This is a genomic window from Planococcus donghaensis MPA1U2, from assembly GCF_000189395.1.
GTDB lineage: Bacteria > Bacillota > Bacilli > Bacillales_A > Planococcaceae > Planococcus > Planococcus donghaensis_B.
The window spans coordinates 1-12,777 of record NZ_AEPB01000060.1; the positions used below are offsets into that span (position 1 = coordinate 1).

The 12,777-nt window shown below is 37.8% G+C and carries 14 protein-coding genes; 10 read left to right on the top strand and 4 right to left on the bottom strand.

Features of this window, described 5'->3' with window-relative positions; all coding sequences use genetic code 11:
* From GPDM_RS15425 to GPDM_RS15450, 6 genes are all read left to right on the top strand, one after another.
* Window positions 1-520, top strand: a 520-nt coding sequence (locus GPDM_RS15425) for a hypothetical protein (RefSeq protein ID WP_008432857.1), incomplete at its 5' end; no start/stop codon positions are given.
* Window positions 521-1,241: 721 nt separating this feature from the next.
* Window positions 1,242-1,448, top strand: a complete 207-nt coding sequence (locus GPDM_RS15435; protein WP_008432860.1) for a hypothetical protein — start codon at window positions 1,242-1,244, stop codon at window positions 1,446-1,448.
* A gap of 300 nt (window positions 1,449-1,748) precedes the next feature.
* Window positions 1,749-2,564 (top strand): hypothetical protein, encoded by an 816-nt coding sequence (locus GPDM_RS15440; RefSeq protein WP_008432862.1) that lies wholly within the window; start codon window positions 1,749-1,751, stop codon window positions 2,562-2,564.
* Window positions 2,565-2,725: 161 nt separating this feature from the next.
* Complete coding sequence (locus tag GPDM_RS16650) at window positions 2,726-2,875, top strand: hypothetical protein (RefSeq protein WP_008432864.1); 150 nt, start codon at window positions 2,726-2,728, stop codon at window positions 2,873-2,875.
* A 246-nt stretch (window positions 2,876-3,121) separates the two neighbouring features.
* On the top strand, window positions 3,122-3,781 hold the full coding sequence (locus GPDM_RS15445) for an HAD family hydrolase (RefSeq protein WP_039863508.1): 660 nt from the start codon (window positions 3,122-3,124) through the stop codon (window positions 3,779-3,781).
* A gap of 380 nt (window positions 3,782-4,161) precedes the next feature.
* Entirely contained in the window at window positions 4,162-4,659 is a 498-nt protein-coding gene (locus GPDM_RS15450) for a site-2 protease family protein (protein ID WP_008432868.1), read from the top strand.
* Window positions 4,660-4,739: 80 nt separating this feature from the next.
* On the opposite strand, the gene GPDM_RS15455 is transcribed toward GPDM_RS15450, so the two are convergent.
* Window positions 4,740-5,939: an MFS transporter gene (locus tag GPDM_RS15455; RefSeq protein ID WP_008432870.1), complete on the bottom strand. Its 1,200-nt coding sequence runs from the start codon at window positions 5,937-5,939 to the stop codon at window positions 4,740-4,742.
* A 402-nt stretch (window positions 5,940-6,341) separates the two neighbouring features.
* Here GPDM_RS15455 and GPDM_RS15460 point away from each other — a divergent pair, with 402 nt between their 5' ends.
* The 4 genes from GPDM_RS15460 (at window position 6,342) to GPDM_RS16655 (ending at window position 9,729) form a co-directional block, all read left to right on the top strand.
* Window positions 6,342-6,593, top strand: coding sequence for a hypothetical protein (locus GPDM_RS15460; protein WP_039863513.1), 252 nt, complete (start codon window positions 6,342-6,344; stop codon window positions 6,591-6,593).
* Window positions 6,594-7,162: 569 nt separating this feature from the next.
* Window positions 7,163-8,455, top strand: a complete 1,293-nt coding sequence (locus tag GPDM_RS15465) for an endonuclease (RefSeq protein ID WP_008432873.1) — start codon at window positions 7,163-7,165, stop codon at window positions 8,453-8,455.
* A gap of 303 nt (window positions 8,456-8,758) precedes the next feature.
* Complete coding sequence (locus GPDM_RS15470; RefSeq protein WP_039863511.1) at window positions 8,759-9,220, top strand: hypothetical protein; 462 nt, start codon at window positions 8,759-8,761, stop codon at window positions 9,218-9,220.
* Window positions 9,221-9,555: 335 nt separating this feature from the next.
* Complete coding sequence (locus GPDM_RS16655) at window positions 9,556-9,729, top strand: hypothetical protein (protein WP_158004631.1); 174 nt, start codon at window positions 9,556-9,558, stop codon at window positions 9,727-9,729.
* Between the two features lie 102 nt (window positions 9,730-9,831).
* On the opposite strand, the gene GPDM_RS15480 is transcribed toward GPDM_RS16655, so the two are convergent.
* From GPDM_RS15480 to GPDM_RS15490, 3 genes are all read right to left on the bottom strand, one after another.
* Entirely contained in the window at window positions 9,832-10,701 is an 870-nt protein-coding gene (locus tag GPDM_RS15480) for a DMT family transporter (RefSeq protein WP_008432876.1), read from the bottom strand.
* A 286-nt stretch (window positions 10,702-10,987) separates the two neighbouring features.
* Window positions 10,988-11,860, bottom strand: coding sequence for a YitT family protein (locus tag GPDM_RS15485; RefSeq protein ID WP_008432877.1), 873 nt, complete (start codon window positions 11,858-11,860; stop codon window positions 10,988-10,990).
* 344 nt (window positions 11,861-12,204) lie between these two features.
* A partial coding sequence (locus GPDM_RS15490) for a TetR/AcrR family transcriptional regulator (RefSeq protein ID WP_008432878.1) occupies window positions 12,205-12,777 on the bottom strand: 573 nt, incomplete at its 5' end.

Below are 12,777 nucleotides of genomic sequence, written 5' to 3' on the forward strand. Positions count from 1 at the left end.
TTCAGTATACGGTGAAGAAGCCGGTGCACAATTTGAAGAAACATGGAAGTCACACATTGGCTACTTTGTGGATTACGTAACAGCAACAGGTGAAGGCAACAAAGAAGGGCAAGAACAAGCGCGTGCTGAGCTTGATCAGTATATCTTAGACCAAGCAGCATTCTTAGACGCAGCAACTGAAGGACGCGTACCAGCCGATGCACTTGAAGAAGGCTTAACAGCCCACGTTGGACAATTACTAGGCGCATTTGATTCATACGTAGCCGGCGACTTTGACGCAGCGTACAGCTCAATTCGCGAAGCGTATGCACATATGCAAATGCCAGCAGCAGGCTTGTCTGCAGCAATCGTGGATCAATTCCCAGATCAATTTAGTGCAACAGAAATGCCATCTGAAATGCCGAAAACAGGCATGGGCGGCATGGCTGACCAAAACTCATTCCCAATCTTATGGGTTCTTGTAGGCTTGATGTTAGCTACATTGACAACCGTAGTAGCGGTTCGTACACGTAAACAATAATTATGTGTTTTCAGACAGAAGCTAGCCTGAGGGCTAGCTTTTTTTATAGAATTTTAATTGGCGTTTTAAAATGTACCCATATCACATTACCTAACTGTTTTATAACGGTCATAACACGAAAGCATAAAGGAGGGATTCATTTATGGAATGTGATTTTTTATTGTCGTACATCAATGGGTCCCATCTGATGAAAAGGGAATATGCTGAGATTTTTGAACAACACTTAGTCGTATGTTCAACTTGCCAAGAATTATATGAAATAATGGGAGACCTTCCTTCGATAGAGGAGGATTCAATTTCTATTGAAATGAAAGCTAGAATTTTGACCAAAGTCTTTGAGGGGGATCATCCCACATCATAAAAAACTCTTACATTTCAGTCATTATTAGAAGAAACGAGGGTTAAAAGTTTAAATCTCTCTTTCTAAAGAGAGATAAATGGATGGGTAAACAGTGACTATTATCAGTAGCAATCTTTAAGTCAGATGAGTATAGTTAAAATAAAGAAAAAATGTAAGGAAGTGTGCATGGACTCTTGTATTTAGAAAAGTGCAGCTCGCATTTCGTTATGAACACTTTAAGCAAAGCCAAGAGAATGCTAAGTTGCGGATGATTTTAACTTTTGTGTTTAGAAATAATATTTTGGTGTGTAGTGAGTCTAGGCAAAGATATAGCAGAGATAGAGAGCATAACCAATTTGTCACTTTAGGGAGAAATGCAGAATGATGTTAAAGTATTTCACAAAACGCTATGAGGTAATCATGCAGGGGACTTATCCGGCAAGTCGAAAAAAAATAATGTTAGCCACCCTTGCGAAGGATATAGAGAAGGCTTACGCAATTCCTTTGCAAAGAGATCCAGCTTGGGAACAGAATAATGAAGAGATATTCTCACTTTATTCTCAAGTTGCTACTAGGAAAGACATGTAGATTAAAAACAGAAAATGTTCTCATATTGACACAAATGTTTCCCTACAATTAGCTAAAGTTAATTTGCAGAAGAGCACTAAATCATTGAAAAAATGTATTTTATTTAACGCATAGAAAAGCGCATGTTTACTAAAAAACTTGCGCTTTTTTTATGCGTTTTTAAATAGAAATTTTTTTATTTGTAAAAATTTACTTTATACACCGTTTTCTTTGTAAAATCAGCTAGCATTTACATATTTCTATTGGTATATTAAGGAAATAAAGAGAAAGTACTATTCGGTGTGAAAAAGGAGGATTGCTTTGAGTCAAACATTAATCAAAGAAGTCTTGTATACAGTTTCCCCACAGCTAAAAGATTCAGTGAAAATCGTTGACGCAGACTGGAAAGACAAATATGGGTTGGCTGTGATTCTTCGGAAGCATAAGAAAACCTCCGTTCTATTGAATGACGTAGAAATAATAGTGACCTTTACACCATACAATTTGTCGATGATTCGTTGGATTGATGCCAATCACTTTCTAGTGTCTACCTATGAAAGCGACAAAAAAAATATGTTTATTGTAGACCTTTCTGGACAACTTCTTCATTCCTTTAATGGCGGTGAGGCATTTGAAGAGATAGTCGTTGGAAAAGAAGGAATCTGGGTCAGCTATTTTGACGAAGGGGTTTTTGGTAGCGGAATCTCTACCGAAGGACTCGTACTTTTCGATATGTCGGGTAACATCCTCATACGATACCATTCCGATTTATTGAATCCTAATGCAATAGCCGACTGTTATGCTCTTTGCAAAGGGAGAGGAACGACTGCATGGATCTTTCCTTATACCGATTTTCCACTGATTGAAATAAACTCACAAGAGCGAACGAGTCGCACTTATCCGGTGCCTGAATTACTGCATGGTGCCAAAGCTTTATGCATTAGAGGAAAAGATGCTTACTTTTTTGATCCTTATAATTCCAATCAGAAGATGTATCAATTGAAAATTGGCACACAGAAACCATTGCTTTTAGGAAGCGTTCAAGGCGTTCTGAGAGGGCTAGGTCCGTCAGAAACTAACCACTTTCTCTCCATTTCTAAAAATCAGGAAGTTGCACTTTATCAAGTGATGATTTAGGACATCCTTTTAAAAAAAGCATAACCATATTTGGCGAAAAATTAATTAATGCTTTTATATAGAAATAAGTCAAGAATGTTTGATAAGGTTTTATATCAAAATTGAGTTTTGTTTTTCGAGAATGTCAAAATTATTATTTAGAAAAATCGGAGGTTATTGGGGTGGATAAGAAATTAATGATTTATATCGCTTTTGGCGCAGCCATAGGATTCTTTTTTGGGGGAATCTGGGAGGCTATTGCGGCAATGGTGCTAATTTACATTGCTCTTAGAATTGATTATTTGATTAAAATTTTCGAACACAGAAGGTAATTTTTTAGGTGATAAGGGTATTCGTATCTCAATTTATCAAAAGAGAAAAAGTGACATTCAGCTTTTTCTCTTTTTGTGTTGTGAGGGGGATACTAAGCAAATTAGGAAGGAGCGAAGCAAATTGAAGAAGGAAATGGAAGAACTATTTGTTTATTAGCCTAATAGCTGTACCAATCCCTAAAATCCCGAAATTAAAAGCAGGAAATAGAGAGGTATTACCTAGTGAAACGAGGCTTAAAGGAGGACATGATGAGATCATTCATTTTTGATATGGACGGTACGCTTTTTCAAACTGATAAAATCTTGGAACGATTACTCAATGATACATTTGACTGGTTGAAAACCTTGAGTCTATGGAATACAGATACACCGATTAATAAATACAGGGAAATTATGGGCGTTCCACTTCCAAAGGTTTGGGAAGAGTTGTTGCCGAATCACTCTCTTGAAATTCGGGAAGATGCCAACGCGTACTTCCAAAAACGGTTGATTCACAACATTGAAAATGGAAACGGAGCATTGTATCCAAATGTGGAAAAGCTATTTACTCACTTAAAAAGAGAAGGAAATGCCATTTATATTGCCAGCAATGGCTTAGCGGCCTATTTAGCTGCCATAGTGGCATTCTACCGGCTGGACCAATGGGTAACCGAAACATTTAGCATTCAGCAAGTTCCTTCTTTGGACAAAGGGGAATTGGTTCGAACAATTATTGAGAAATATGAGATTGAAAGCGGAACTGTCGTTGGTGACCGGTTATCGGATATTTATGCCGCAAAAACAAATAACTTAACGGCTATTGGCTGTCGGTTTGATTTTGCGCAGGAAGAGGAACTTGCCCAAGCAAATTTCGTTATTGAGGATTTAGCAGATCTGATCAATTTATTGCCACTATTGCCTACTTAATAGAAGGTTGACTGCTACTGTATTTAAGTGTTTGACACTCCTAAATGAGGAAAAGGGGATGTCTAGTTGACCTTTAGTTTTTATCATCATAATCCCTTAATGATTGCGATTTTTCCCATAGTTTTTGCCCTAAGTGATTATAAAATTCTACTGTTGTTTATATAAACGTCCTGCTAGGTAGAAAGTTTCGAAGAGCAAGGGGAATTTATGTTTTTATCATTACATTTTTAAAGCATTGAATTTCCTTATAATGGATGATAAAATATAAATACACAATATTTAAATTATTTAATGGGGGAAAGAGATATTATTGATGAATAGTCACTTTAATCTGTAATGGATTTAAAAAATTATAGTAAATGGAGGAGAATATTTTGTCAATGTTACTTGAAGTGATTGCCATTCTACTCATTATCAATATGGCAATTTTGATACATGAAATGGGACATGCAATTGCAGTGATTTCACAGAATAAGCATGCTAAAGCGGAAATCTATTTTGGTTCATCAAGTAAAGAGAAAAAATTGAAACTGAGTCTCGGAAGAATTACCTGCTACCTAACCATAGCCCTTTCAGCGTTTTGCCGTACTTCGAACATAGAGAAATTACCGCCAATTACATATAAACAAAGACTTATTATTTTAATAGGTGGACCACTCGCTTCTTTATTAGAGTTTGGAACACTATATGTTACAGCTCAATATATTTCAGGTGTAGCAGGAAATATTATTATTAACATAGCAGGAGCTAGTTTCTTTCTATTCATAACTCCATTAATCCCTTTTACTTATCCTTCCTTTTTAGGCGGAGGTCCAAGTGATGGACTACAGATTTCAAACTTAATAAAAGAAAACAGAAAACAACGAAAAGCAGTTTGAAAACAGATTCATGAAAATCGGAAATCAATAAAAAGAGTGATTCGGCTGTATTCCGAATCACTCTTTTTTATCGTTTAAGCTTATACTGTTCGCCATAGTAAGATTCTGCTTTTGTAAGCAATCAAGCTGACGATGCTCAATAAAATTCCAGACAAGATGAATACCCCGCAAATGCCAAAAGCGTCTGCTAGAACACCCATCAAAAGGGAAGAAATGCCGAAGGTTCCGGTTCCAATTGCGCCGAGTGTGGTAAATACGGTTGGCAATTGAGCTTTTGGAACACTTGTCTGAACTACCATCTGTTGTGGAATGTTCTTAATTTGGCTAGCAACCCCAACCAAAAAGGAAAACAACAGCGCTAGCGTCGGAAGGCTCGTCAATCCAAAGAAGATGGTGACCAAGCTGCTGGAGATTGCACCTAGAAATATAAATTGGCTGAGCTTCTGTTCGATCCAGTTTGAAAACCGTAGACAGAACAAGCTGCCAGCGATTAACCCTAAGAAAAAGGTGCCATTAATAAATCCCCACCATTTTTCATCTGCGAATAAAGCATCACTGACAAAGACATAGAGAATCGCGGCAATCCACACGGTCCCAGCAATTGTCTCCAGGACATCCATCCAGACAATTCGCTTGAGTATAGGCGAAGTAGAGACGGTTTTCCAGCCTTGGCTAATTTGCTTCCACTTTCCGTGCTTACTTGATGGTGTAAAGTCGACCGTATCTAAAAAACTCAAGAGTAAACTTGAGACCAAAAATAAGGCGGCTGTTAACCAAACCAATTCATTCGCAGCGAGCCAAATCAATAACGAGCTTCCAACAAACCACATGGCGGTCTGAATCAGCTGGGTAACAGTTTCTGTAATGCCATTCGCTTTCAGTAGCCACTCGCTTTTCACATAATTTGGAATGAGCGATTGAGTCACTGGGTTGGCGCAGCCATCCAGTAAGGCGACCAAGCTGATGACCAAAAAAAGTCCGTAAAAATTAGCCATTGAAAGTTGAGGCAGAAAGAACGCCAGTCCGGTTAGCAAGATTGTTTTACCCATCTGTGACCCTGCAAGCAGCCATTTTAGGTTGAAACGCTGCATCAATAAAGGAGTCAAGGAGTTCGAAATGAACATCGAACTGGTGATGGTAAATGGCACAAAAGCAGCCGCAGTGGCTGATCCGGTCAATTCAAAGATGATGTAAATAATGCTGACAATATAAAGAACATCGCCGATATTGGCAAGCGATTGCCCTGTCAGTAATAAGTTGAAATTCCGATTCATTTTCATTATTCAGTTCCCCCAAGAAGTCAATTCGTAAATGATTTCTACTGAGGGGATAGATCAAATTGGACTAATCGACATACTAGTTGTTCCTTTCCGTTTAAGGATAAATCTTGGGGGCGATTTATCGAAAGTATTCATTATTTACATTGTACTTTAAATAAGATGAGAAATTTTACATTATTTTAAAGAAGGAAAAAACAATGAGTTATAAATTTCAACATATAGCTTAAGGACAAGAGGCTATTAGTGAGAATCATTATTTTACAAATCTCTCTTAGCTCTGAGTTCCAATACTGATGAAGACATTAAACCATTTAAAAGGGCGATTGAATACCCTCTTATTTAAAGGAAGTGGGAATACCCATGGTGAATTATATACAGGAGGTTGCTGAAAGGATGATGAAAATGAGCAAAATTGATCAAAGGGGTCGTTTAGAAGAGGAGCCATTTACGTATTTGCTGACTAAAAACGGCTCAATTCTGATCAGCTACCAAGGCAAGCAAGTAGTAATGCTAAAAGGGAAAGATGCCGAACAGCTATCTGTAAAACTTACAGCTGCAATGGGTGATGCAAGACAGCTGCAGATTCTTTTGGCAAAAGCAACGGGAAATTTCAAGCGGGGCAACGAGAAGAATGGAAAAAGAAATAGGAATTGATCAGAAATATGGAAATGACTAAATTCATGAAAACTTAGAATATATATTGAGTTAATCAGAGTCACAAACGAAGACTTGGTGCATATAATCTTGCATCCAGTCTTTCAATAGTTATGGAGATAATTTTGTTTTGAACAATAACTGTATTTGTTAATCTACACGATAAATTTCGTGACCCAAGCAATGTGCCTTGCCTCAGACAAAAGAATAACTGAGCAATTATTGTACTTAGTAAGCGAGAAGCAATCATCATTCGATGAGATATGAAGCCATAATCGTAGTAGCAATTCTTTATTATCCTTTAAACGGATGTCCTTTAAGTAAAATGTTTTTAGTAGAGAGATATGTTTTATATCTTCTAATATAGACAAACTTTATATTATTAAATTTATGTAATATTTATTAAATACCATTGACGATAAAGGATGCATTCGTTAAAGTTTAGTGGAACGAAAGAAAAAACTGTAAATTAAAATAATTAAGTGTTATTAATTTACAGTTATTTGGACAAGACTAGAGGTATTAGTAGGTAAACAGAAACACCTAGAAAAAAGGAGGACGTCATGACAATGGATAAAAGGTTATGGGGAAAATCAACAAAGGCGTTATTATCGATAGGGATGGTAGCAATGCTGTGGGTACCGAGTTCACCAACAACGGTGCAAGCAGCTGCTCCAGCAAGCGATCTGTTTATTTCGGAATACATAGAAGGTAGCAGCTTGAATAAAGCAATCGAAATTTATAACGGAACAGGTGCTTCAATCGACTTGAGTTCTTATTCGGTAGCGTTGTATGCGAACGGCAGTACATCCGCGCAAAGCGAGGTGGCACTTTCCGGTACGGTTGCTAGCGGTGATACAGTAGTTCTTTATCATGGCAGTGCAGAAGCGCCGATTCAAAGCAAAGGGGATTTACAAAACAACAGCGTGATCAATTTTAACGGTGATGATGTAGTAGTACTAGAAAAAGGCGGAACACCAATTGATTCGATTGGCCAAGTGGGATCAAACGCTGTATTTGCGAAAGATGTCACGCTAGTACGTAATCCAGATATACAAGTTGGCGACAGCGTCGTAAATGATGCATTCGATCCTTCGACTGAATGGACTGCGTATCCAACGAATACATTTGAGTACTTAGGAAGCCATACGATGAATGGAAATGAGGAAACACCACCTCCAGCTCCATCTGCTTATTATGAAACTGCAGCTGGTTTGCAAGGAGCAGCGTTGAAATCGGAACTTCATGAAATTATCGATGACCACCAACAACTTAGCTATTCAGAAGTGTGGGACGCGTTAAAAATAACGGACGAAGACCCGAATAATTCGGACAATGTCTTGTTATTATATACAGGAGAGTCGCGTTCAAAATCGTTGAGTGGCGGGAATGTTGGTGACTGGAATCGCGAACATACGTGGGCAAAGTCTCACGGCAGTTTTGGAACAGCGATGGGAGCGGGAACGGATATCCACCATTTGCGCCCAACGGATGTGCAAGTGAATGGAATGCGCGGCAACTTAGACTTTAATTATGGCGGCTCTGCAGTGAGCGGTTGCGATGGCTGCTTGCGCACAGCTAATTCATGGGAGCCACCAGATGAAGTGAAAGGCGACGTTGCCCGTATGCTTTTATACATGGCAGTGCGCTATGAGTCAGATGATGCGGTAGACTTGGAACTGAACGACCAGGTGAATAATGGATCAACGCCTTATCACGGCAAGATTTCTATTTTGCTGGAGTGGCATGCACAAGATCCTGTGAGCACTTGGGAACAGCAGCGCAACGAAAAGATTGAAGACATTCAAGGCAACCGAAATCCATTTATCGATCATCCAGAATGGGCCGAATCGATTTGGTAATTATTTTTCGTGAGTATTTATGATAGATGAATAGGTTTTAATATTATTCCTAGTTTATGCAAAATCGATTATGAAGAAAGCAGAAGCTCCTATTTGAGCTTCTGCTTTTTTTATTTCCGAAATTATCTAGCTATCAATCTATGTCCTAAGTATATTTATTATATGTTAACTATTTCCCTATATGTTTTTATGGAAATATCCTCAGTTGTTTAAAGAACGAGTTAGGAATAGGCTATCAAAAAATCGTTTTGGATTTAAATTAAATAAAGGGATAAAACTTATCTTATATGAGGAGTTGAAAGATTGTTGAAAAGAATACTAGCAGTTATCGTTAGCGCAAGTATAGCAGCATTAGCTGTTTCTGCAATAAATTATGTTTCACAAAATCAACGAGAATCAGATGTGTATTATTTAGGTATTGTTGTATATTTCCTTTCAACTATTTGGGTTTATTTATTGTTCTACTTGGTAATAGGTGTTCCTTCCTCTTGGGGAATAGATAAATACAGACAAAAATATAAAGAAAAGACTAATATCTATCAATATTTTATGGGGGTAGCCCTTTACTTTATTGTAGGATTGTTTTTTGGAACAACTTATTACTTTCTAATGAGTGCTAAGCAAGCTTACTTGTATAATATTTTTGAAACATTGGGGTCTTGGGGCGTAGCGTTCCTTATATATTTTCAAGTAATGTGGGTTCTTGAAAAAGGGTTTTTAGAAAAATACACTAAAAAACTTCAAAAGCCCGCCGAGTTTAGGTGAATACAAACCGGGTAATAAACCACAGAACCAAATAATTTGGCAATTTTGAGGAGGCGAAGATTATCGGAAAACCAGCAGCAAAAGATCAGATGGATAAGGCATTAAAAGAGCTGGAGCAAGATTATCTAGACGCTGTGGACAATAACAGCTCCAGTACTGTAGAGGCGTTTGTGGAAACATTTCTATACGATTCCTGGTCATACAACGAACAGAATTTAGACAGGATTAAAACTGTCATGAGTCGGTATTCGCAAGAACAAATAAATGCACAAACCTTCAGCAGCTCTTTTAGTCGAATGGTCGACAAAGTACAGGGAAAGCTGGAGGAATTGGACATGGATAAGCAATATCCAGTTATCCAAGACGGGCAAGGGGCTTCCTTGCTAATCGCTATTGTGGATGGATTGGTCATCCAATATTTTGCCGGGACCTATCCCACCGACGAATTAGAAAAGCGAACACCGTATTTCACACGATTTATCACCCAAGCGCTGAAAACTAAAAACTGAAAAAGCAAGTCAATTCATACAGCCCCTTCTCGTTTGTTGAGAAAAGGGGCTGTTATTCTTTTTGAATGTCTTCAACAGTCTGGCTATTGAATAAAAATAAAATCAAGCGGACTGCTTTACACTAAGGACAGTAACGGTCGTTAAGATGATGATCATCCCAATAAATTGAATAACGGTCAAATTAGTTCCCAGAAATAAAACCCCAAGCAAAGAAGCTGTGACCGGTTCAACCATTGCCACCATCGCTGCGGTTGCTGCAGTAATCAATTTTATTCCAATCAAATACAAAATAAACGAAATCCCTGCGCCTAAAATACCCAATAAGACAAACCAACCTAGATCAGGTGAAGTCACAACGGCAACCGTCTCTTGCTTATCTGCTATTAAAAACAAGATAAGACAAAACAGAAGAAATGCGATAGTTAAGATGAGTGGCGGTTTACCAATTGCAGCGGCTTGCTTAAATGCAAAAATAAACAAAGCATAGGAAATTGCAGAAGCAAGTCCTGTTGCGATTCCTAGAAAACTTACAGAAATAGAATCTGTATTATAAGCGCCTGTAAGTAGAATGATTCCAAGAAGGACGCTGAAGATTGCAGCCCATTTGAACCAACTCGAACGTTCCAGTTTCAGAAGGAAAGAAGTGATCAAAACAAACACAGGTGCAGTATACATCAATGTAGCTGCAACAGCGATACTGGAAGCTTGGATACTCAGAAAATAAAAAGTAATGTTACCCGCAACCCCAACACCTGCAAGCGATGACCAGATATATAATCGCGGAGAGCTACTCCAATTTTTCTTGAAACGAAGGAAATACCACATTATAAAAAAGAATAAGCCAATAGTTCCTCGGTAAAACGAAGCTACCAGTGGACTCCATCCTTTATTCATAAGAATATCGGCAATTACTCCGCTAGTGCCCCAGCACCCAGCAGCCAATATGACTAAAATAATCCCTTTATACTTCATTATTAACCTCCAAAAAATAGATGCTTGGCAGTCTATAATAGTATTCAAAGTGACTTTAACACATCTTTTAATCCGACTAAAAAGTCAATTATTGGTTCTACGTTTTAAACAATTAACATGTATTGCGCAGGTTATTTTATTAATTTACATTAATATTCAGCTTTAAACTTAATAAGTCCATAAAAATTTCAATTGAAAAAAGTTTTGAATTTTAAAGGAGTAATAATGTATACCAATTTAAAAACGACCGACGAAAAATAACTATTTTTCGTCGGTCGTTTTAGATTTAGTTATTTACTTGAACAGCTTCGTTTTTCAAAACTGGGCTTTTCATGAAACTACCGTCTTTTCTGAAATTGCCCATGACTTCCATCGTTTCGCTAATGCTCACGAACGCTTGCGGATCAACTTTTTTGATCAATGGTCGTACAAATGCCAATTCGTGACGGCTGATGACACTATAAAGAACTTTTACTTTAGCCGCCGAATATGCGCCTTCGCCGTCTACTACTGTGATTCCTCTGTCTAGGTTTTCAAGCAATTCTTTTTTGACGGCATCTCCTTGATTTGTCACAACCATCAAGCTCAGTTTGATATGACGTGTGTGTATACGGTCAATAACTAATCCAGTGATGTAGATGGAAGCCATCGTATACATTGCCAATTCCCATGAAAAGATAAAACCGGATACAAAGACCACTGCGCTGTTTAAACTAAAAACAAGCGCGCCAAGTGGAATATCTCGTTTGATAGACAATAAAAGACCAATGACGTCAAATCCGCCTGTCGAACTATAATATCGAATAATGATGCCAACTGCTATTCCTGAAATGACACCACCAAAAACGGAAGAAAGCAGTGCATCTTCTGTAATTTTAACGACAGGAATATAGAGCATGGAAACGGACGTGACCACTACAGAAAACAAACTGTTGGCGATAAAGGTCCTGCCAAGCTTCATCCATCCTACGATAAGAATTGGTACATTCAAGACAATCATCCAAAGTCCAGCATTCAGCGGGGTTACTAAGCCGAGCATCATCGCGATACCTGTTACGCCACCCGCTAGTATTTCATGTGGCAGCAAAAACATATTAGCTGCAAATCCAAGTACAATTGAAGAAACAAAAATAAGTAATAATCTCATCCATTTATTCATAATCAAACTCCAATCCTATGGGAAGCCTAAGCCTTAACCATTCTATTTTGTTTATCCCACAAAAAAAGGGCGTGCATTTGCACGTCACCTTAAGTGTATTTATCATAATGGACTTTTTTAGAGTTAATCAAAACTACGACCATGTGAATAAATTGCTTTTTTATAGCGATACAATATTTCATATTATAGTGGCTTCCGACTGGGAAATGCAAGCCTTCGAGTTTACTTCTTACACTTTTTTGTCTTAGCTACAAAATAAATAACAAGAAGATACTTTTCTTCCTAACGTTATGGGAATTAACTAGTTATTTTTGGGAAAACAGCAACGATTCTTCCTGATAAGATCAGGTCTTTTTATGTGACCCCATAATTAGTTTAACGGTTTCTTTCACAGCAGAAATTCCGTTTGACGAGATTCCCATCGAATAAGTTACCATCAATCCTTCATGTAACACTAACAGTTGTTCTCCAATTTCTTCCGGATTTGTGACGTTTAATCTTTTCAATAATGTAGAAAACAACTGCTTCAGCCATTTTTTCTCTTCGATAATTACCGCTCTTCCGGGATGAGATGACTCATTCAATTCAGCTAAAGCATTTATAAAAGCACATCCCCGCGGAGAGTTGGTTTCTAACCAACTCTCAATTGCGTCAAATATGGTTAGTATCCGATCTAATGGTTGTTCTTCTGGAATAAGGTCTATATATTCATGTAAATGTTTTCGCCACTGTTGATCCCGCTTTTCTAAATATGCCACGACTAATTGTTCTTTCGAGCCGTAACGATCATACAATGTTTTTTTAGTCACACCAGCTTCTTTAGCAATAGTTTCAACACCAGTAGAATGAATGCCATTCAAATAAAACAATTGAGAAGCGGTTTCGAGAATTTTTAATGCAGCAGGAGTCATTTTAGA

Excerpts from the sequence above, each read along its gene's own strand:
- GPDM_RS15465 (WP_008432873.1), top strand. The coding sequence starts at position 7,163 with ATGGATAAAAGGTTATGGGGAAAATCAACAAAGGCGTTATTATCGATA.
- GPDM_RS15480 (WP_008432876.1), bottom strand. The coding sequence starts at position 10,701 with ATGAAGTATAAAGGGATTATTTTAGTCATATTGGCTGCTGGGTGCTGG.
- GPDM_RS15460 (WP_039863513.1), top strand. The coding sequence starts at position 6,342 with ATGAGCAAAATTGATCAAAGGGGTCGTTTAGAAGAGGAGCCATTTACG.
- GPDM_RS15435 (WP_008432860.1), top strand. The coding sequence starts at position 1,242 with ATGATGTTAAAGTATTTCACAAAACGCTATGAGGTAATCATGCAGGGG.
- GPDM_RS15450 (WP_008432868.1), top strand. The coding sequence starts at position 4,162 with ATGTTACTTGAAGTGATTGCCATTCTACTCATTATCAATATGGCAATT.
- GPDM_RS15455 (WP_008432870.1), bottom strand. The coding sequence starts at position 5,939 with ATGAAAATGAATCGGAATTTCAACTTATTACTGACAGGGCAATCGCTT.
- GPDM_RS15445 (WP_039863508.1), top strand. The coding sequence starts at position 3,122 with ATGATGAGATCATTCATTTTTGATATGGACGGTACGCTTTTTCAAACT.
- GPDM_RS15485 (WP_008432877.1), bottom strand. The coding sequence starts at position 11,860 with ATGAATAAATGGATGAGATTATTACTTATTTTTGTTTCTTCAATTGTA.
- GPDM_RS16655 (WP_158004631.1), top strand. The coding sequence starts at position 9,556 with ATGGATAAGCAATATCCAGTTATCCAAGACGGGCAAGGGGCTTCCTTG.